At 70.1% G+C, this 20,106-nt stretch carries 18 protein-coding genes; 1 reads left to right on the top strand and 17 read right to left on the bottom strand.

All coding sequences use genetic code 11. The annotated features are described in order from the left end of the window. Positions 1-1,466: 1-hydroxycarotenoid 3,4-desaturase CrtD (gene crtD / locus HW577_RS07525; protein WP_198375521.1), on the top strand; the 1,466-nt coding region annotated here is incomplete at its 5' end. Here crtD and HW577_RS07520 read toward each other — a convergent pair. The 17 genes from HW577_RS07520 to HW577_RS07440 form a co-directional block, all read right to left on the bottom strand. Beyond that, positions 1,450-2,982 (bottom strand): phytoene desaturase, encoded by a 1,533-nt coding sequence (locus HW577_RS07520; RefSeq protein ID WP_198375520.1) that lies wholly within the window; start codon positions 2,980-2,982, stop codon positions 1,450-1,452. The two genes, crtD and HW577_RS07520, sit on opposite strands and share 17 nt — an antisense overlap. Before the next feature lie 91 nt (positions 2,983-3,073). Continuing rightward, a complete protein-coding gene (gene pufC, locus HW577_RS07515; RefSeq protein WP_198375519.1) occupies positions 3,074-4,162 on the bottom strand; it encodes a photosynthetic reaction center cytochrome PufC in 1,089 nt (362 codons plus the stop codon). Beyond that, positions 4,159-5,139, bottom strand: coding sequence for a photosynthetic reaction center subunit M (gene pufM / locus HW577_RS07510; RefSeq protein ID WP_198375518.1), 981 nt, complete (start codon positions 5,137-5,139; stop codon positions 4,159-4,161). Before pufM ends, pufC begins: the two co-directional genes overlap by 4 nt. 21 nt (positions 5,140-5,160) lie before the next feature. Then, the gene (gene pufL, locus HW577_RS07505) at positions 5,161-5,988 is read right to left on the bottom strand and encodes a photosynthetic reaction center subunit L (RefSeq protein WP_198375517.1); all 828 of its coding nucleotides are present in this window, start codon (positions 5,986-5,988) and stop codon (positions 5,161-5,163) included. Between the two features lie 122 nt (positions 5,989-6,110). Then, entirely contained in the window at positions 6,111-6,290 is a 180-nt protein-coding gene (gene pufA / locus HW577_RS07500) for a light-harvesting protein (RefSeq protein ID WP_198375516.1), read from the bottom strand. 339 nt (positions 6,291-6,629) lie between these two features. Continuing rightward, positions 6,630-8,069, bottom strand: a complete 1,440-nt coding sequence (bchZ, locus tag HW577_RS07495) for a chlorophyllide a reductase subunit Z (protein ID WP_198375515.1) — start codon at positions 8,067-8,069, stop codon at positions 6,630-6,632. Between the two features lie 2 nt (positions 8,070-8,071). Beyond that, positions 8,072-9,580 carry a chlorophyllide a reductase subunit Y gene (gene bchY, locus HW577_RS07490; protein ID WP_198375514.1) on the bottom strand — a complete coding sequence of 503 codons (1,509 nt, stop codon included), beginning with the start codon at positions 9,578-9,580 and terminating at the stop codon, positions 8,072-8,074. A 4-nt stretch (positions 9,581-9,584) separates the two neighbouring features. Then, positions 9,585-10,595 (bottom strand): chlorophyllide a reductase iron protein subunit X, encoded by a 1,011-nt coding sequence (locus tag HW577_RS07485; RefSeq protein WP_198375513.1) that lies wholly within the window; start codon positions 10,593-10,595, stop codon positions 9,585-9,587. Beyond that, entirely contained in the window at positions 10,592-11,530 is a 939-nt protein-coding gene (gene bchC, locus HW577_RS07480; protein WP_198375512.1) for a chlorophyll synthesis pathway protein BchC, read from the bottom strand. Before bchC ends, HW577_RS07485 begins: the two co-directional genes overlap by 4 nt. A gap of 79 nt (positions 11,531-11,609) precedes the next feature. After that, entirely contained in the window at positions 11,610-12,764 is a 1,155-nt protein-coding gene (locus HW577_RS07475) for a methyltransferase (protein ID WP_198375511.1), read from the bottom strand. Positions 12,765-12,774: 10 nt separating this feature from the next. Then, on the bottom strand, positions 12,775-13,641 hold the full coding sequence (locus tag HW577_RS07470) for a polyprenyl synthetase family protein (protein WP_198375510.1): 867 nt from the start codon (positions 13,639-13,641) through the stop codon (positions 12,775-12,777). 87 nt (positions 13,642-13,728) lie between these two features. Next, positions 13,729-14,331, bottom strand: a complete 603-nt coding sequence (gene bchJ, locus HW577_RS07465; protein ID WP_332837527.1) for a bacteriochlorophyll 4-vinyl reductase — start codon at positions 14,329-14,331, stop codon at positions 13,729-13,731. A gap of 4 nt (positions 14,332-14,335) precedes the next feature. Then, positions 14,336-16,066, bottom strand: coding sequence for a magnesium-protoporphyrin IX monomethyl ester anaerobic oxidative cyclase (gene bchE / locus HW577_RS07460; RefSeq protein WP_198375508.1), 1,731 nt, complete (start codon positions 16,064-16,066; stop codon positions 14,336-14,338). 75 nt (positions 16,067-16,141) lie between these two features. After that, on the bottom strand, positions 16,142-17,203 hold the full coding sequence (locus HW577_RS07455; RefSeq protein ID WP_198375507.1) for a phytoene/squalene synthase family protein: 1,062 nt from the start codon (positions 17,201-17,203) through the stop codon (positions 16,142-16,144). Next, positions 17,200-18,501, bottom strand: coding sequence for a DUF3422 family protein (locus tag HW577_RS07450; RefSeq protein ID WP_198375506.1), 1,302 nt, complete (start codon positions 18,499-18,501; stop codon positions 17,200-17,202). The genes HW577_RS07455 and HW577_RS07450 overlap by 4 nt, the downstream gene beginning before the upstream one ends. After that, positions 18,498-19,382, bottom strand: coding sequence for an alpha/beta fold hydrolase BchO (bchO, locus tag HW577_RS07445; RefSeq protein ID WP_198375505.1), 885 nt, complete (start codon positions 19,380-19,382; stop codon positions 18,498-18,500). Before bchO ends, HW577_RS07450 begins: the two co-directional genes overlap by 4 nt. Before the next feature lies 1 nt (position 19,383). Beyond that, the coding region (locus tag HW577_RS07440) for a VWA domain-containing protein (RefSeq protein ID WP_232474754.1) at positions 19,384-20,106 on the bottom strand (723 nt) is incomplete at its 5' end.

Genomic DNA, 20,106 nt, shown 5'->3' with positions numbered 1-20,106 from the left:
CCGCCGACCTCGCCCGGCGCGGCGCGCGCGTGACAGTGCTCGACCGCGCCGCCGCACCCGGCGGCAAGATGCGGCGCGTGGAGGTGGACGGCGCCGGCATCGATGGCGGCCCGACCGTCTTCACCATGAAATGGATCTTCGAGGGGCTGTTCGCCGACGCGGGACGGCGGATGGAGGATCACCTCGACCTGCACAAGGCGGAGATCCTGGCGCGCCACGCCTGGCGCCGCGGCGGGCAGCTCGACCTATTTGCCGACATCGAGCGATCGACCGAGGCGATCGGCGACTTCGCGGGCGCCAGGGACGCCGCGGGCTACCGCGCCTTCTGCAAGCGCAGCGCCGACATGTACCGTACGCTGGTCGGCACCTTCATCGCGGCGGAGCGGCCTTCGCAACTCGACCTGGTGAGGCGCGTCGGTTTCGGGAACCTCGACCGGCTGGTCCGGACGTCTCCCTTCGCGACGCTCTGGTCCTCCCTCGGGGAGCATTTCTCCGACACCCGCCTGCGGCAGTTGTTCGCGCGCTACGCGACCTATGTCGGCTGTTCGCCCTTCCTCGCGCCTGCGACGCTGATGCTGATCGCGCATGTGGAACAGGATGGCGTCTGGCTCGTGAAGGGGGGGATGCGGCGCGTGGCCGACGCCATCCGCGAGCTCGCCGAAACCCAGGGCGCAACCTTCCGCTTCGATGCCGAGGTGCGCCGCATCCTGATCGCCCGCGGCCGCGCCGCCGGGGTCGAGCTGGCCGATGGCGAAAGGCTGGAAGCGGATGCGGTCGTCTTCAACGGTGCGCCGGATGCGCTCGCCGCCGGGCTGCTCGGCGACGGCGCACGCATCGCAGCCGAGCCCGTGCCGCGGCTGGAACGCACCCTGTCCGCCGTCACCTGGTGCGTGAACGCGCCCACCGAGGGCTTCGACCTCGAACACCACAACGTCTTCTTCGCAGAGGACTATGCGGCCGAGTTCGAGGCCGTGTTCCGCCGACGTGGCGTGGCCGAGGCGGCGACCGTCTATCTCTGCGCGCAGGATCGCGGCGCAGGCGGCCGGCCCGAACCGGGGACTCGGGAGCGGATGCTGCTGCTGGTCAACGCGCCACCGGATGGCGACAAGGCGACGCTCGACCCGGGGCCCATCGCGGAGCGCACCTTCGGCCTGCTGCGCGATTGCGGCCTGACGATCCGGCGCGAGGACGGCGCGGAGGTGGTGACCACGCCCGCCGGCTTCCATGGCCTTTTCCCGGCAACGGGCGGTGCGCTGTACGGGCGCCTCGGGCACGGCTTCAACGGGAGCTTTTCCCGACCCGGCGCGCGGTCGCCGCTGCCGGGCCTGTATCTCGCCGGCGGCGGCGTGCATCCGGGCCCGGGCGTACCGATGGCGACCATGTCCGGGCGCCTGGCCGCCGCACGACTGCTGGAGGACCGCGCCGGGCGCCGGCGCAGCGTGATCGCTTTCAAGCCCGGGCGGTAGCGCGCCACTCGGCGCCGGTCGGCACCACCTTGTCCAGGATCCTGGCCGAGGAGATGACGCCCGGCACGCCCGCGCCGGGATGCGTCCCCGCGCCGACCAGGAACAGGTTCGCGACCTCCTCGCTGACATTGTGCGGGCGGAACCAGGCGCTTTGGAACAGCTGCGGCTCGAGCGCGAAGGCGGCACCGTTCACCGACAGCAGCCGATCGCGGAAATCCTGCGGCGTCATGACGCGGGAGGTAACGATGGCGTCCCCGAGCCCCGGCAAGACCGTCTCCTCCAGACGCTTCTGGATGGCGGTGCGATAGGGCTCGGCCCTCTCCGCCCAGTCTGTCCCGCTGCCCAGATGCGGCACGGGTGCGAGCACGTAGAAGGCATCGCACCCCTCCGGCGCCACCGACGGGTCCGAGGCCGAGGGGCGGTGGAGATACAGCGAGAAATCATCGGCGAGGCGCTTGCGGGAGAAGATGTCGGTCAGCAATTCGCCGTAGCGCGGGCCGAGCACCATGGTGTGGTGATACACATCCTCGTAGCGCCGCCGCGTCCCGAAATACCAGACGAAGAGCGACATGGAGTAGCGCGCCCGCGCGATCTTCCGGTCCGTCCAACGCTTGCGCGGATGGTGGCCGAGCAGCCGCGAATAGGTCCAGGCGACGTCGGCGTTGGAGACGACGATGTCGGCGTCGATCCGCTCGCCGCTCGCGAGGGTGACGCCCGCCGCGCGGCCCTGCTCGACCTCGATCCGGGCGACCTCGGCCTCGTAGCGCAGCGTGCCGCCGAGGCGGGCGATCAGCCGCGCCATGCCCTGCACGAGCGCGCCCATGCCGCCCATCGCGTAGTGGACGCGGTGCTTCCGTTCCAGATGCGCGATCAGGCAGTAATAGGCCGTGGTGGTCAGCGGGTTGCCGCCGATCAGCAGCGGGTGGAACGAAAACGCCGTCCGCAGCTTCGGATTGGAGAAGTAGCCCGACACCTTCGAATAGACGCTGCGGTAGCCCTGCAGCCGGATCATGTCTGGCGCGGCCTTCAGCAGCGTGGAAAAGCGATGGAAGGGCTGGTCGACGAGCTGCTCGAAGGCGACGCGGTAGATCGCCTCGCTGTCGAGGATGAAGCGGTCGAAGCCGGCGACATCCTCGGGCGCGATGCGGCGGACCTCGGCCCGCGTCTCGTCGATATCCGCGCCGCAGCGCATCACCGTGCCGTCGTCGAAGCGGATGAAGTAGAAGGGATCGAGCTCGCGGATCGTGACGTCGTCGGCAAGGCGATGCCCGGCCATCGACCACAATTCCTCGATCAGGTAGGGCGCGGTGATGATGGTAGGGCCGGCATCGAAGGTGAAGCCGTCCTGGCGATAGACGTAGGCACGGCCGCCAGGCGCATCGAGCTTTTCCAGCACCGTCACACGCCAGCCGCGGGCGGACAGGCGGATCGCCGCGGCGAGGCCGCCGAAGCCCGATCCGATGACGATCGCATGGGGCCTGGTGTCGCGGGGTGTGTCGCTGCCGTCGCGGGGCATGTCGGGTTCCCAGAAAGAAAAAGGGGGGAGCGGACCAGCCGCTCCCCCATCTATCCCCGGCGGCGACCGGGGAGTGGCGCCGCCGCCGTCATTACTGCGGAGCGAGGGCCGCCGAACGGGCGGGTCCATCGCGAATTGTGCGCAGTTCGGGATAGTCCTGGAGCATCGGGGCACCGTTGAGTGGACGGTTCACGCCCCGATGGCATGTCGCGCAGTTCACCTTGAGCGCATCGCCCATGGCACCGAGCCGGACCTGCCGCGGAGACTCAGGCGGCCCGTTCGGGTTTGCCTGCCACAGCGGCGTGAGCGGCTCGATGTAGGTCATGTTCACGTCCCGCACCATGCGGATGCCGTGCCATGCGGTGGTGCGCTGCGGCGGGCTCTGCGCCCAGTCCGCGAAGGAGCGGCTGTTGTGGCAGAAGGTGCAGTTCACGCCGAGGCCGGCGGACATGTGCATCATCAGCCCGTAGGTCCACTCCGTATTCTGGATGCTGCTCTCGTTGTAGCCCGGCAGCGACGTGCCGCTGATCACGCGGATCGGCCGGTCCTGCAGCAGGTAGGGCGTGAAGGGATCGAGCGGCAGCGAAGACCCCGCGGACGCTCGGGAAGGCTGGTTCTGCCCGGTCGGCGCCTGAAGGCCGGCGCGGGACATGGGCAGGGTGGACCACACCTCGGCGGGAACGGCCCGGCCGCGGTGGCAGGTGTAGCAGGTCACGCCATTCTGGCCGACATGCGGGTGGTTGTTGATGGTGCGCACCATCTGCAGCATCCGGCGCGAGACCACCTTCGTGTAGACCTCGTCCGAGGCCATGTTCTCGATGTTGTGGCAGTAGGCGCAGCCATTGCCGGCATCGCGCACTTCCTGCGGCACCACCCACTCCGTCATCGCCTGCATGATGCGGAGGAACTGAGCGTTCGAGAGATCGCCCAGCAGCTGCACGTTCTGGTAGAGCGTGCTCGCGCGGTCGCCGTCATTGTCGGCGGCATCAAGCGCCGCCGGCGCCTGGTTCGCCGCGACCGTCGTGGCGCGGAGCCGTGGGTTGACCACGTGCTCCATGCCTGTCCCGCGGAAGCCGTTCTGGCTGGTCTGGACCGGCGGCCGCTCGAAGGTCGGCACGAGGATCGCGGCCAGCACCAGCCCCGTGACCGCGATGGCGATCTTGATGTTGGTGTTGTTCATCGGGCCGCTCCCTGCATGGCGGCCGGATCCGGCGTCGGCGGCCAGGGCATCTGGTAGGCGGGTGCAAAGTGCCGGTCGACCGCCCAGAGGTACCAGTTGTCGACGACGGTGCCGGTCAGCAGGATGCCGATCCCGCCCGTGATCGGGCAGAGCACCGCGAACCACCAGGCCCAGCGGTGGATGCTCTCGAAGCTGGCGTTGAAGCCCATGCACCAGCGCCAGAACAAACCACCGCGTTCCGCCGCCGTGCCACGGTCGAGCGTCAATTCGATCTCACGCTCGCCGCCATACCGCCCGAGGGCGAGGATGGTCGCGCCGTGCATCGCGAACAGGAGCGTCGACCCGTAGAGGAAGACGATCGAGAGCGCGTGGAACGGGTTGTAGAAGAGGTTCCCGTACCGGATCGAGAAGGCCGCGGTCCAGTCGAGGTGCGGGAAGATGCCGAAGGGCACCGCCTCGCTCCAGGAGCCCATGGCGATCGGGCGGATGAAGCCGAGCACCAGGTAGAGCCAGATCGCCGCCGCGAAGGCCCAGGCCACGTGCGTGCCCATGCCCAGTTCCCGCGCGCGGCGGTAGGTGCGAACCCACCACAGCAGCATGGAGAGCGTCAGGAAGAAGCCGGCGACCAGCCACCAGCCGCCTTCGCGCATCGGCGGGAAGCGCAGCCCGTACTGCGGCGGCGGCGGCTCGAGCGCCAGCCAGAAGAGCTGGCGGATGAACTGCACCGGATCCCAGTTCACCGAGGCCAGCATGTTGAGCCCGATGATCTCGAAGGCGATGAAGCCAAAGAGGATCGAGAGCAGGCCGGTATAGCCGAGGTAGATCGGCCCCACCTGCGCGTCGCCCAACTTGCCGAACAGGTGCACGAAGGTCGGCGTGCCGTCCCGCGCGTCGTTGTCGGGGCCGAGCGGGACCCCCGGATAAGGTACCGGTCCGCGGACCTGCACCCGGGTGAAGATGTTCTGATATTCAGGCATGGCGTGTGTCTCCCCCTCCCGTCAGTTCCGCCAGATCGGCAGGTTGAGCCACCAGCCCCACCATTCCGGCCAGCCGCGCGTCCAGAAGGGACCGCTGATGACAATGCAGACCGCGCTCCAGAACCCGGCCGACAGCGCGAGGAACAGTCCCAGGCGATGGATGCCCAGGGTGCCGATCGAGTAGCCGATGAAGTCGCGGAAGAAGGTGTTCTCGTGCTCGGCCGTCTTCACCGGCTCGCCGGGCGGCGGGTTGAGCGCGGAGAGCACCAGCGCGCCGTGCAGCGACAGCGCGAGGACCGTGGTGAAGAAGAACGACACCGCGATCATGTGTGCGGGATTGTAGTGGAAGTGCAGGTACTGGTACCCGACGTTCGACACCCAATCGAGGTGGCTCCAGATCCCGTACGGGAAGCCGTGCCCCCAGGCGCCCATCAGCACGGGCCGGATCACCACAAGCGTGATGTAGGCGAACACCGCGACGCCGTAGGCGATGGGGATGTGGTATCCCATGCCCAGCTTGCGACTGATCTCCGCCTGGCGCAGTGCCCAGGAGACGAAGGCGCCGATCGCGCAGATGGTGATCATCTGCCACAACCCGCCCTCGTACATCGGCGCCAGCCTCAGCCCGTAGGAGAGGTCAGGCGGCGCGATGTTGATGAGCCAGGGGTTCCAGGTCCCCTGCTTGGCCGCGCCGATCAGGATCAACGCGGTACCGACGAAGCTGAAGAACGCCGTCGTCACGCCGAAGAACCCGACCCAGAACGGCCCGATCCAGAAGTCGAACAGGTCGCCCCCGATCAGGGTGCCGCCGCGGACGCGGTACTTCCGCTCGAAACTGAGCATGGCCATCGCTGTTACTCCTCCCTCGGGCAGGAAAGTCCCCGCCGTCCGGTCTCGGCCTTCGGGTGTGCGGGCGAGGCCCTTTCAGGGGCCTCGCCCAGTCCGCCGCAGCGCGGCGCGGTACGCTGGCCTCAGCCCCCGACGCGCTGGCCGGGAACAAAGGTCGGCGTGGTCGCGCACCAGCCGAGGTGGTCGCAGTAACGCGGGGAGCTGAGGACGGCGAAGTGAATCACCGCCGCCACCGCCACCACGCCTGCCGCGCCGAGGAAACCCACGCGGCGTGCGTCGATGACCATCCAGATCTTATGCATGAGCTATGATCCTTTCCGGTTCGGCTTCAAAAGAAGCGCCAGTCGGGCGGGACCATCTGGCCCGTGTAGACCATCGGCCTCCAAAGCCAGACAAGGATATGTGCGCCCATGGAGGCGAAGACCGAGAAGACCCAACCCTGGACAACCAGGGAGTGGACCTCGCGGGCTTGCTCCTCCGTCAGACGCGTACGTGCTTCGGCCATTGTGAGACCTCCACCGTCGCCTTTCGGCGGTTACCGCGCATATCCCGCGCGGCAGGGATCGTCCCAACGGCAAGATGCCGCCGTGGCCGACTGTTGGCGCGCATCCCGCAGGATGCGCGCGATATGGGGAGCCGCGTCATGTCGCGGCCTCCAGTTCCAGGCTCTCCGCGACGCGGGCGGCGCTGACGCGCGGCTCGCCGGCCTCGCGCGCGTCGCGTTCGACGCGCTCGCGCAGCCGCTTCGCGGCGGAGATCCTGAGCAGGAAGGGTTCGCTCTCGACCACGCGGTCCAGCAGCGCGGCGGCGTCCGCATCCCAGCGTTCGGCAGGGCGGGCCGGCGTCGGCTCCACCTTGTCCATCTCGGTGGCGAGCGGAAGGATGTGGAACAGCGCGTCGAACAGCGCGTTGCAGTATTCCTGCACGATGTAGGTCGCGCCGGCGTAGCCCATGAAGGGCGTGCCCGTGGCACGACGGATGATCGCACCGGGGAAGGAGGCCGGGATGTAGGCTGCACGACAACCGGCTTCCTGCGCGTACATGCGCTCGTTGAACGATCCGAAGAGCACGAGCGGCGGGGTCTTGCGGAACGCCTCCCGCACCGCCTGGTTGTCGGGCTTCGCACCCGGCTTGCGGGAGAAGGAGAAGGCGCAGGGCACGCCCATCTCGTCGCCGAGGAAGCGCTCGAGGCCGCGCGCATAGGTCTCGGTCGCGGAGACGGCAAAGGGCGCAGTCGCGAAGAAATCCTGCGTGACGGAGCGCCACAGATCCCAGATCGGCTTGATCGTGGTGTGTTTCTCGCGCTCGATGAAGGGCTCGGGGTCGATGCCCGTGAGCTCGCCGAGCTTGCGCAGGAAGTTCGTGGTGGCGAAGATCCCGAAGGGCGCCATCAGGTAGGGCCGCTCCAGCTCCTCGCAGAGCCGGCGGCCGAATTCCCGGTACATACAGATGTTCACATCCGCATCCGGCAGCTTGCCGATGTCCTCGACATGGCTGCCGAGCGGGAAGACCAGGTTGATCTCGCAGCCCATGCCTTCGACGAGCCGCCGGATCTCGGCGAGGTCGGAGGGCATGTTGAAGGTGCCGTAGATCGGCCCGATGATGTTGACCCGAGGCTTCTCGCCGTCCTTGCGCACGCGCGGCTTCACCTTGCCGCGCTTGGTGCCGAACTCGGTCCAGAGCCAGTTGATGGCGCGGTCGGCCGCCTGCCACTGGTCCTCATCGATGGTGCGCGGGATGAAGCGCTGCAGGTTCGACCCCTGCGGCGTCACACCGCCGCCGATCATCTCGGCGATCGAGCCGGTGACGACCACCGCGGGCAGGTCCGGGTCCTGCGTCGCCGCGGCGCGCTTCATCAGTCCCTCGGTGCCGCTCTGGGACAGCGCATCCTCGTCGAGGCCGGTCACCACGATCGGCAATTCATGCGGCGGCAACGCGTCCGTGTAGTGCAGCACCGCCGTGACCGGCAGGTTCTCGCAGCCCACCGGCCCGTCGATGACCACGCGCAGCCCGCGCACGGCCGAGAACGCGTAGACGGCGCCCCAGTAACCCCCTGCCCGGTCATGATCGAGGACGAGCATGGTCAGGTCCCCACCGCTTCTTCGGCCTTGGCCTTCGCCGCGCGGATCTTGCGCATGCGCTCGCGGAAGCCCGGCGGGTCGGACGGCTTGTCGCGAAACCCGTAGCCCGCGCCATCCGGCGTGCCCACGCCCTGGAAGAAGCCGACCATCCGCTTCATCCGCTCCGCCTGGCCGGTCTGCGCCGCGACGATCCCGGCGAGGGAGGCCGCGCCAGCGGGACCGAACAGCGGCCGCGCGCTCACCATGTTGGTGAAGTAGAGCGCCGGGATGCCGAGCTCCTTCGCTTTCTGCACGAGCGGCGTCGTGCCGAGCGCAAGATCGGGATTGGCGTCGCGCATCGCCGCCAGGTCCTGCTCGAGCGAGGCGCGGTACTGCACATGCACCCCGCGCGCCTCGAGCCATTCGCGATCGGCCGCACTCCACTCGGTGCGCGGGCAGGCGGTGCCGACATAGGGCACCTCGGCGCCGGCCTCGACCAGGAGACGCGCGACCAGCAGTTCCGAACCCTCGTAGCCCGAGACGGTCACGCGGGCCTTCACGCGGTTGCCCGCGAGCGCGCCGGCGATTGCCGGCAGGAAGCACTGCTTCGCCGCATCGGCCTTGGCCGCCGGCAGGCCGGCCGCGGCGCCGATGGCATCGAGCCAAGCCGCGGTGCCCTCGACGCCGACGGGGCCGGAGCCCACGACGGGGCGCCCAGCGGCCCGGAATTCCCGGATGCTCGCGGTGTAGAAGGGGTGCACGGCGGCCGCGACGACGCTGTCGAGCGCCGCATACAGGTCCCGCCATTCCCGGCAGGGCGTGGATGGCGCGAGCGATAGGCCCATCGGCGCCAGCAGCGCGCCGATGCCCGGCGGATCGGCGGGGAACATCTCGCCGATCAGCGCGACGGTAGGCTCGCCCTCGCGGACGCTGCGCGGTCGCGCGACGGGACCCGCCTCGGCCTCGCCCCGGGCATAGCGGAGCATGGCGCCGGCCAGCACGTCCTTCGCTTCCGCATGCGTCGGCACGCCGAAGCCGGGGACATCGATGCCGATGATGCGGACGCCGTTGATCTCCTTCGGCAGCAGGTCGAGCGGCACGCCGGAGGCAGTGGGCACACAGAGATTGGTGACGACCACCGCGTCGTAATCCTCGGGCTTCGCCGTCGCGTGCACCGCGTCGCGGATGTCCTCGAACAGCTTGCCGGTCACCAGAGTCTCGGAGTTGAAGGGCACGTAGCCCACGGTCCGCTTCGCGCCGTAGAAGTGGCTCGTGAAGGTCAGCCCGTAGACGCAGCAGGCGCTGCCCGAGAGGATCGTCGCGACGCGCTTCATGCGCAGGCCGACGCGCAGGGACCCGAAGGCCGGGCACATGCTCTGCGGCTGATCGTGCGGGCCCTTGGGGTAGTCGGCGGCGAGGCGTTCCATCGCCTCGCCCTTGCCCGCAGCCCGCGCGGCCTCGAGCATCGTCTCCCGGCCGCCATGGCAGCCGGCCTCGGACGCGTCAGGACCTTTCGGGGGCAGCGTGTCCATCGCCTCAGCTCCCCTCGTAGACCACTTCGAGGGACGGCTTCGCGAAGACCTCGGCCGCGCACATGTCTTCCATCGTCGCCGGCGTGAGCACCTGGCCGCGGCCGACCGCCTCGCCTTTGAACAGGCCGAGCAGTTCCTCCTGCGTCAGAGGCTTCGGCCGCAGCGGCGGCGCCTCGGCCACCTGCACGCCGAGTGCCGCGAACAGCGCGCCCCACTCGCTCTCGGGACGGCCGACGATCTCGTAGTTCGCGCTTTTCCGCCGAATGTCCTCATTCGCCGGGATGGCGGCGAGGATCGGGATGCCCGCGGCCGAGGCGAAGGCCTGTGCCTCCCCGGTGCCGTCATCCTTATTGATGACCATGCCGGCGACGCCGACATTGCCGCCGAGCTTGCGGAAGTATTCGACCGCCGAGCACACATTGTTCGCGACGTAGAGCGACTGCAGGTCGTTTGAGCCGACGACGATCACCTTCTGACACATGTCGCGCGCGATCGGCAGGCCGAAGCCGCCGCAGACCACGTCGCCCAGGAAGTCGAGCAGCACGTAGTCGAAGTCCCATTGGTGGAAGCCCAGCTTCTCCAGCAACTCGAAGCCGTGGATGATGCCGCGCCCGCCGCAGCCGCGGCCGACTTCCGGCCCGCCGAGTTCCATCGCGAAGACACCGTCGCGCTTGAAGCAGACATCGCCGATCGCGACCGGCTCGCCCGCCAGCTTCTTCTTGGACGAAGTCTCGATGATGGTCGGGCAGGACCTGCCGCCGAACAGCAGCGACGTCGTGTCGGATTTCGGATCGCAGCCGATCAGCAGTACGCGCTTGCCCTGCTGCGCCATCATGTAGCTGAGGTTCGCGAGGGTGAAGGACTTGCCGATGCCGCCCTTGCCGTAGATCGCGATGACTTGCGTCTGCTTCTTGGGCTCGCCCGTCGGCACCGGGTCCAGCGGGACGGACGCCTCGGCGCGCAGCAGCGCGGCCTGGCTGCCGGGCGGAGGAGAGAATCCAGTCGGAGCGTTCATGTGCATTCTCTCCAGTCGAGGACCATCTTCAGGCACGATGGATCGGTGAAGGCCTGGGCGTAGGCCGCGGGCGCCCGCTCGGCCGCTTCACGATGCGTGACGAGACCGTCCAGCCCGAGCCGCCCGGCCGCGATCGCGTCGCGTGTCGCGACGAGATCCGCCTCCTGCCACTCGGCCGCCACGCGGAAGCGCGCTTCGCGCATGAAGGCCGGCGGGAAGGAGAAGGAGAGCCGGTCGCTGTAGAAGCCGGCGAGGACAATCTCGCCGCCGGGAGCGAGGCGCTGGACCAGCGTGTCGAGGATTCCGGCGTCGCCGCTGACATCGCAGATGCTGCGGTAGTCGCGCCGCGCATCGCCGTCGGGGTCGATCACCTCGTATCCCTCGGCGCCGTCTCGGCGCCTGGCATCGCGTTCCCAGACGACCGGCGCGCCGCCCTTGAGCACCGCGATGCGCGCCAGCAGGCGGCCGAGCACGCCATGGCCGACGATGAGGTCGGGCGGCGAAGCGCCAGGCGCGGCGATGGCGTGCCAAGCGGTCGCGGCGAGCGCGAGCAGCACGCCTTCCGGTCCAGGCAGCCCGTCGAAGGGAATGGCGCGGCGCGATGGCACGACGAGCCGTGCGGCGGCGCCGCCGAACAGGCCGCGCACATCGCCGAAGCAGCGCGCACCAGGGACGAACACGCGCTCGCCACATCGACGGGAGGCTTGCGGCCCCGCGGCGATGACGCGGCCAACCGACTCGTAGCCCGGCACGAGCGGATACCCCATGCCGGGGAAGTGCGGCATGCGGCCGGACCACAGCAGCCTTTCGGTGCCGGTGCTGATCCCGCTCCACTCCACCGCGACGACGATGTCTTCGTCACCGGGTGGCGTCAGCGCCAGACGACTGAGGACGAGATCCTCGGGCGCCTTCAGTAGGACGGCGATGGTGTCCATGAAGGACCCCCGCTTGAATGATTAATCGTCAGCGTAGAGTGACAGAAAAAACTGTCAAGCCAAATGGACACCCAATGTGTCATGGCGACGTGATCTCCGCGACGATCACGCGCGTCAGCAGCGGCGTCGGCGTCGGCAGCAGGCGCGGCCGGGTGAAGCCGGCCGCCGTCAGCATCGCGGCGATCTCCTCGGGCCGGCGCGGCCGTCCGCGGCCCATGGCGAGCAGGTAGAAGCCGAAATAGGCCTCGCCCATCGGCTCGGCGCCCGCGGTGCCGGACATCGGCTCGGCGACCAGGATCCGCCCGCCTGGCGGCAAGGCGGCGCGGATGCGCGCGAGCAGCGCCGATGACACATCATCGTCATGGTCATGCAGGACGCGCACGAGGGTAATGAGATCGGCCCCCTGCGGCAGTGCATCCCTGGTGAAGTCACCACCGAAGACGTCGGTGCGCGCGCCGAGTCCCGCCGCGGCGAAGCGCGCCCGCGCTTCCTCGGCCACCGCCGGCAGGTCGAACAGCATCAGCCGCGGCGCCTTCGCCTCGGCCGCCACGGCGCGCAGGAAGGCGCCGTTGCCGCCGCCCACATCGAGCACCGCGCGATGCGCGTCGAAGCGGTAGGTGGCGAGCACTTCCTCCGCCACCATCGGCTGGCTCGCCGCCATCAGCGCCGTGTAGTCGCGAATCCTGTCAGCCCCGACCTCGCCCGGCGACTCGGCGCCGCAATAGGCCCAGTAGGAGGACAGCGCGTTGCCCCCGCGCGGGCGGCGCAGCAGCGCCACCGGATCGGCGAGGTCGGCGTAGAGCATGGCGTGGTGCTCGACCATCGCGGCCAGGCCGTCATTGCCGATCATCGCCGCGCCGAGCGGACCGATCGCCCAGGCCCCGTCGGAGCGCCGCGCCGTCAGGCCAAGCGAGGCAGCCGCGGCCATCAGGCGTTCAGCCGATTCAACCGGAAGCCCGAGTCGCTGCGCCAGGCGCTCCGTCGGCAGTGGCTGCTGCGCAAGGATGGCGAAGACATCGAGCCGCACGCAGGCCAGCAGCACCTGCGTGTAGACGAAGCCCGCACAGAGATCGAAAAGCGCCCGGGCGCGCCGCCGCGCGAAGGGCCTCGTCAGCGGGAAGCGCGCCGCCCAGCGGCGGAAGCCCGGCCGCGCCGCCAGCCCTTCCCGGAAGGCCCGGAAGCGGTCGAGCAGCGAGGGCGGAGGGGCCGCGCCCAAGGTGTCGGCGCCGGACATGCGGCGCCGATCAGGCCGCGGCCAGCTTGGCCGGCAGCAGCCGCGCCGTCTCCGCCAGGATGGCGGCCCGCAGCAGATTCTGACCCGGGCATTCTGGAATCGCGGCGACCGCGCCGTCGGCCAGCATCGCCAGCCGCGCGATCGCGCCCTTCAGGCCGAACTCCGCGACCGCGCTCGGCCTCCCAAGCGCCTTGTCGCGGCCCACCGGCTTGCCGATCGTCGCCTCGTCCTCAACCGCGTCGCGCAGGTCGTCGGCGACCTGATAGGCCTCCCCCAGCCGGTCGCCGAGCAGGCGCCAGGCCTCGCAATCGGTGACGCCCGCCGCCGCCGCGCCGGCCACCGAGGCTGCGGCGAACAGCGCGCCGGTCTTCTGCCGCTGGTAGTCGGAAAGGTTGACCTCCGTCTCGCATTCCCAGGCCTGGCCCGCGACGATGCCGAAGGGCACGCCGACGCCGTCGCCGACGGCGCCGATCACGGCGGCGAGCCGTTCCGGCGCGCAGGGCGCGGCACGAGCGACCGTCTGGAACGCCAGGATGATCAGCGCGTCGCCGGCGAGCACCGCGAGCGGCTCCCCGAAGGCGCGGTGCACGGAAGGCTTGCCGCGCCGCGTATCCGCGTCGTCGAAGCAGGGCAGGTCGTCATGCACGAGCGAGGCGCAGTGCAGCAGTTCGATGGATGCCGCCGCCGCGCTGGACAGCCGCGGCCGGTCGTCACCGCAGGCCATGGCTACGGCGAGCGTCAGCCGCGGCCGGATGCGCGCCCCCTTCGGGAAGACCGCGTGCCGCATCGCGGCGGCGAGCCGCGGCGGTGCGCCGGCCGCTTCGGCCAGCAGGACGGAATCGGCCAGTGTGGCCTCGATACGTGTTGCCGCGTCCATGGGCCTCTCCCTGCGGCACCCGGTGCGCCGCGCGGATCGTCAATTCGATCGATCAGTCCTGACTGTCAATCTTAGTGGACAGTCCTGTCAAACCCTTTCCGCCCACCGCGCCTCGAACAGGCACGACGGCGCGCCCATCGCCTCGCAGGCGACCTCCTCGACGCGCGTGGCGGGATGGACCAGCGCGCGGAACAGCCCCTCGAAGGTCGCGGCGTAGTAGCCACAGGCCGCGTGCGTCGCCGCGGCACCGCGCGCGAGCGGACTGCCCGCGATGCTGAAGCGCACGGGATGGCCGGGCAGCACCAAGAACCGCCCGCTGCCCGCGAAGGTCCAGGCATGCCGCCCGATCGCCTTGAGCAGGATCCAGGCGGCCGCGCGGGCGGGGATGCGCGGCAGCAGCAGGCGCATCGGGCGCGGGATGCGATGCGCCAGCAGGTAGTCCGCCGTGCGGCGCCCCGCGTCGCGCGCGATCGCCTCCACCTCCGGTGCCGGCAGCATCGCGCGCAGCGCCGCGTGCAGGGCCACGACCTCCGCCTCCTCCACCATCCGTTCGGGCGGGGAGGTCAGGCGGTGCGCGAGGCCCGCGCGGCGAAACACGTCGCTCGCGCCCCCTGCCCCGCGCACCGCCACCAGCGCCTCCGCCAGGCGCGTGACCGCGTTGGGGCCGATGCGCGCGGAAGCCTGGGACACGGGCTCAGTCCCCCTGCAGCGGCGCCCTTTCGCGCGGCGCCCGCTGCGCGGCGATGACGGCATCCATCTGCGCCTCGCTCAGCTGGTCGGCCCCGCCGCCGCAGGCGCGCACATCGGCCGTGCGGGACTCCTCCAGCTGCTCCGTCCCGCCGCCGCAGGCGCGCGCATCGGCGCCCGCATTCGCCGCGGGCAGCTTCACCTTCGGCCGGTGCATGGTCTTCCACATCGCGTTGTGCGGCGCGCGCGCGGCCTCGGTGGTCAGCGTGCGGCTCTCGTCGAAGTGGAAATCGACGTTCTTCTTCGACTGCGGCCCCCAGTAGCCGACCTTGCCAAGGTCGTAGAAGGTCCGCTGGAAGCCGGATTTTGCGAAGGCCCAAAGGCAGCCCAGCATGTATTTCCGCTTCACCTTGTCGCGGATCCACGGATAGCCGAGGAAGGTCTTGCGCAGATAGAAGCGCCGGTAGTTGTGCATGGTGCGGTCGAGCAGCGTCGCCCGGTCCATCGCGTCCGGCTTCATGATCGGCGTGACGAAGTTGTACTTCGAGAAGTCGAACACCTCGACCTTGTCGCCCAGCTCCTTGAACAGGTCGTTGAACGGCCAGGGCGTGTACATCGCCCAGTTCGCCATGTCCGGATTCCAATCGAGCGCCATCCGGTAGGTCTCTTCCAGCGTCTCCGGCGTCTCGTTCTCGAGGCCGACGATGAACTGCGCCTCGGCGACGATGCCGTTCTGGCGCAGCAGCTGTATGGCCTTCTTGTTCTGCGCGACCGTCGTCTCCTTGTTGAAGCGGTCGAGCTTCAGCTGCGCCGCCGCTTCCGTGCCGAGCGAGATGTGGATCAGCCCCGCCTTGCGGTAGAGCGGCAGCAGCGCCTCGTCGCGCAGGATGTCGGTCACGCGCGTGTTGATGCCCCACAGAACGGGCAGGTTGCGCTCGATCAGCGCCTCGCAGAACTCCACGAACTTCTTCTTGTGGATGGTCGGCTCTTCATCCGCGAGGATGAAGAAGCCGACGCCGTGGTTGCGCACCAGGTCCTCGATCTCGTCCACCACCTTGCGCGGATCCCGCACGCGGTAGTCGCGCCAGAACTTCCACTGGGAGCAGAAGGAACAGGTGAAGGGGCAGCCGCGCGCGAGGTTCGGGATCGCGACCTTCGTGTTCATCGGGATGTAGATGTATTTCGACCAGTCGAGGATGCCCCAGTCGGCGACGATTCGGTCCACCTCCTTGATCGGCGGGCAGGCCGGTGTGGCCACCACCTTGCCGTTGCCATCGGCGAAGGCGATCCCCTTCACCCTGTCCCGCTCGGCGGGCCAGCGGCCTTCATCGATGCAGCGCACAAGGTCGGTCAGCACCTGCTCGCCTTCCCCACGCACCACCACGTCGATCCAGGGGGCTTCGGCCAGCACCTGGGGATACATGAAGGTGCCGTGGATGCCGCCCAGCACGGTCACCGCGTCCGGGCAGGTCTCCTTCGCCAGCTTCAGCACCGACTCCGCTTCGTAGATCGCCGGCGTGATGGCCGTCGCCCCGATCACGTCGGGCTGCAGCGCGACGAGCCTTTCCCTCACCTGGTCATGCGTCAGGTGGTGCGTCATCGCGTCGATGAAGGTGATGTCGGTGAAGCCCTCGGCCTTCAGGAAGCCGGAGAGGTAGGCGACCCAGGCGGGCGGCCAGTTGCCGGCGATCTCGGCGCCGCCGGAATGGTAGTTGGGGTGGATAAGGACGATGCGCATGCCGGGGCCTCCCGCCGCTTCCGACGCGGCATGGCGGAGGCTGCGCGTTGCGGCACCGGCACGCTTTGCGCTGTGTCAATCACCACTGACGGTTTGATATGTCCGATTCATTGGACGCTCGGCGCCGCGCTCCCGGTCGATCCGGTCCATCACTTCCAGCGCCCAGACCAGCCGGTTGCCCCAGCCGCGCGGAATGAGGCCCGGGGGATAGGGCGCATCGGCCACCGCATCGACCAGGTAGGACGCGGCCTCGCAAGGCGGTTCCCCCGCACCCTGCGCCCGGCCGACCAGCGCGCCCGCGGCACGTGCCAGCAGCACCGCCTTGCGCCAGCCCGGCACCACGGCACGGCGGCAGATGGAATCGAGGCCGTTGCGCTCAAGCTCGCGGCCGATCTCGGCATAGATGACACGCGCCGCGCCGATGCCCGCGCGGCAGTCGCGCGGCAGCAACGCGATCCCGGCCGCGGCCCGCGCGTAATGCGCATCCGCCGCCGCAAGCAGCCGCGCCACCAGCCGTGCGATGGCCGGGGTGAAGGCCGGCGCGGCGAGGAAATCCTCCGGCGCGATCCCTTCCTCCGCCAGCCAGTCGAGCGGGAGATACAGCCGCCCTTCCCGCGCATCCTCCCCCACGTCACGCGCGATGTTGGTCAACTGCATGCCGAGCCCGAGGTCGCAGGCACGCGCGATGGCGCGCGGGTCGCGCACCCCCATCAGCAGCGTCATCATGGCGCCGACCGTGCCCGCGACGCGCGTCGCATAGGCCTCCAGCGCGGCCATGTCGGCATAGCGCAGCCCCGCCGCATCCCAGGCGAGGCCCTCGAGCAGCGCCTCGGGCAGCGTGCGCGGGATCCCGAAATGCGCGACCACGGCGGCGAAGGCGCGATCGACGGGATCATCCTGCGGCGTGCCGGCATAGGCCGCGTCGAGGCGCACATTCAGCCGCGCCAGCGCCTCCTGCTTGCCATTCGACAGGTCGATCTCGTCATCGGCCACGCGGCAGAAGGCGTAGAGCGCCGTGGCGGGCGCCGCGATCCGCCGCGGCAGCAGCAGCGAGGCGGCGTGGAAGGACTTCGACCCGCCCGCGAGCAGGCCGCGGCAATGGGCGAGGTCCGCCTCGTCGATGCGGAAGCCGGTCATGTGTCCTCCCGTTCCATCCGCCGGCGCACGCGCCGAGTCCCGAGCCATACAGCCGCCGCGACGAGCGGCACGGCGAGCCCCGTGACAATGTCCGCGCGCACCGGCAGCCCGCCTTCGGCCGCGGATTTCGCCGCATAGGCGATGAGACCCACCAGGTAATAGGTGATGGCCGCGACGGAGAGGCCTTCCACCGTCTGCTGCAGGCGGAGCTGCAGCTTGGCGCGCCGGTCCATCGAGGCGAGCAGCGACTGGTTCTGCCTCTCCCGCGTCACGCCGACGCGCGTCGAGAGCAGCTGCGTCGCGCGCGCGACGCGCTGGGAGAGCATGACCTGCCGCTGCCCCATCGCGATGCAGGTGTTCATCGCCGGCGCCATGCGGCGCTCGATGAATTCGTGGAAGGTCTGCAGGCCCTCGATACGTTCCTCGCGCAGGTCCGCGATCCGCTGCCGGACGATCTCGTAGTAGGCGGAGGCGGCGGAGAACCGATAGCGGCTGCGCGCCTCCCCGCTCTCGATCTCGGCGGCAAGGCGGGTAAGGCGGTCGAGCAGCACGGGCTCGTCATTCTCCCCACAATCCACCAGCGCATCGGTGATGGCGGCGAGTTCCCTTTCCTGCGCGCCGAGCACAGGGGCGAGTTCGCGCGCGAGCGGAAAGGCGAGCAGCGCAGTGACACGGTAGGTGTCGATCTCGAGCAGCCGCTGCACGATCCTCCCGGCCTGGCGTTCCCCCGTGCCACGGTCGAGCACCAGGATGCGGCTGAACCCGTCCTCCCGGATGCGGAAGTCGGTGATCGCGACGGCGCGCCCGGCGCTGACATCCGCGCCGAGCAGATGGTTGCCGGCAAAATGGCGCATCGACAGCGCCGCCGGGTCCAATGTCCCGCCCGGGTCCGGCATCAGCGCGACATGCTGCGCGGCGATTACCTGGCCCGGCAGGGCGGAGACCCAATCCTCCGGCAGCAGGCCGAGCGCGGGCGCGCCGAAGGGATCATCCGTCGCGCCCGGCGCGATGATCATGAAGCGGGAGAATTCCGTGTGCCGTTCCCATTTCAGCCGGAACGGCCCGAAATCGGCGCTGTGATGCGACGCCCCGGCCGGAGGCCCGGCCGCGCCGACCCGCGCGGCGAGGTCCTGCACGGCGGCGAGCGTCTGTTCCCGCGGCGCGCCCTCGGGCGGGATCAGCGCGAAATGGGAGATGCGGCAGGGCGGGCTCAGCGCCTCGGGCGGGCGGGCATGGACCTCGTCGTTCAGTTCGCGTCGCAGTGGATGCGATGCCGGCAGGAAGCGCGCTTCGGTCACGTCTCGGCCATCTCCGGCTGGAGCAGTCGAAGCAGGATGGCGGCGACGAGGTCGGGCCGTTCCTCATGCGCCAGGTGCCCGAGGCCGGGCAGGCGCTCGATCCGCGCATGCGGCGCGATCGCCGCGACGCGCTGTGCCTTCTCCGGCGCTATGGAGCGGTCGTTGGCGCCCACCACCAGCAGCAGGTCGGGTGCGAGGCGCGGCAGGTCGCGCAGCAGCGGCTTCAGATCCCAGTTCGCCATCATGCGCAGCGCACCCGAAAGATGCCCCGCGCGACGGAACAGCCGCGCATAGAGATCGACCCCGCGCGCATCGATGCGCGACCCCGTGTCGCGCAGCAGGCGTTCCGCGACGGCGCGATCAGCCGCGCGCCAGGCAAACAGGCGCGGCACGAAGGGCAGACCCACCAGCATGCGCGCCGCACGGGTAAAAAAGGCGGCGTGTTCTTCCCCCAGCGGCGTCAGCGCGCCATTGAGGCTGACCACGGCGCGTGGCGCGATTCGCCCATCAAGCGCCATGCGCAGCGCGACCGCGGCCCCGGCGGAATGGCCGACCGCGACCTCCGGCGTTAGCCCGAGCGTGGTGAGCAGCGCATCGACCAGCCGCGCCATGCCGGGCAGCGTCAGCCCGATATCCGCGGGCAGGCCGGTGAAGCCGTGGCCCGGCAGGTCCGGCGCGACCACCGTGGCGTGCGGCGTCAGCAGCGGCAGCAGGTCGCGCCAGGAATGCGTCGCGGCCGCAGTTCCGTGCAGCAGCAGCAGCACGGGCCCCTGCCCCGCCACCTGCACGTGCCATTCGATCCCACCGGCGCGCACGAAGCGGCTATGCGCGCGGTTCGGCCAGTCCCGGCCATCAGAGGGCCAGTGCGGGCGGTCGCTCATCTCAGGCCGCCGCGTCGCGCACGGCGCCGGACAGGCGCTGCGCATCGGCCATGGGCAGCGGCAGGTAGCGCGCACCCATCGCCGCGGCGACATCCTTCGCGAAGGGCTGCGGGCGCGGCGCGGTATCCACCAGCAGCGCGGGCACGCCGGCAAGCCGCAACGGCTGCGCCGATTCCAGCGCGTCCTTCTCCGCCTGCGGCCTTCCGCCCGTGCCGTCCCGCGCGACATTGGCCCGCCCGTCCGTCAGGAGGACGATCAGCGGCGTGCGGCCGGCGCGGCGGCAGGCGATCGCCATCTCCCGCGCCGCATCCAGCCCGGCGGCGAGCGGCGTGCCGCCCCCGCCCGGCAACCCCGCGAGCGAACGCTTCGCCCGCACCAGCGAGGCGGTCGGCGGCAGCAGCACCTCCGCCACGCGGCCGCGGAATCCGATCAGTGCGACGCGGTCCCGCCGCACGTAGCAATCGGCCAGCAGCAATTCGACCGCACCCTTGGCTTCGGCGAGCCGATGCATCGCGGCGGACCCGGAGGCATCGACGACGAAGATCGCGACGGTTTCCTGCGGCGCCTCGAAGCGGCGCAGCCGGATATCCTCGCGCTTCACGAACAGCTTCGGCCCGCCGACGCGGCCCTTGCGGCGCAGCGGCTGCCAGGGGGCCGCGGCGCGCAGAGTCTCGACCAGTGCGAGCCGCGCGCCGGAGCGCAGCGCGCCAGGCCGCGTGCCGGA

Origin of the sequence: Neoroseomonas rubea (assembly GCF_016106015.1) — a bacterium.
GTDB classification, from domain to species: Bacteria; Pseudomonadota; Alphaproteobacteria; order Acetobacterales; family Acetobacteraceae; genus Neoroseomonas; species Neoroseomonas rubea.
Note: the sequence above shows the minus strand (reverse complement) of the source record. Positions and strands in the feature narration are given on the sequence as shown.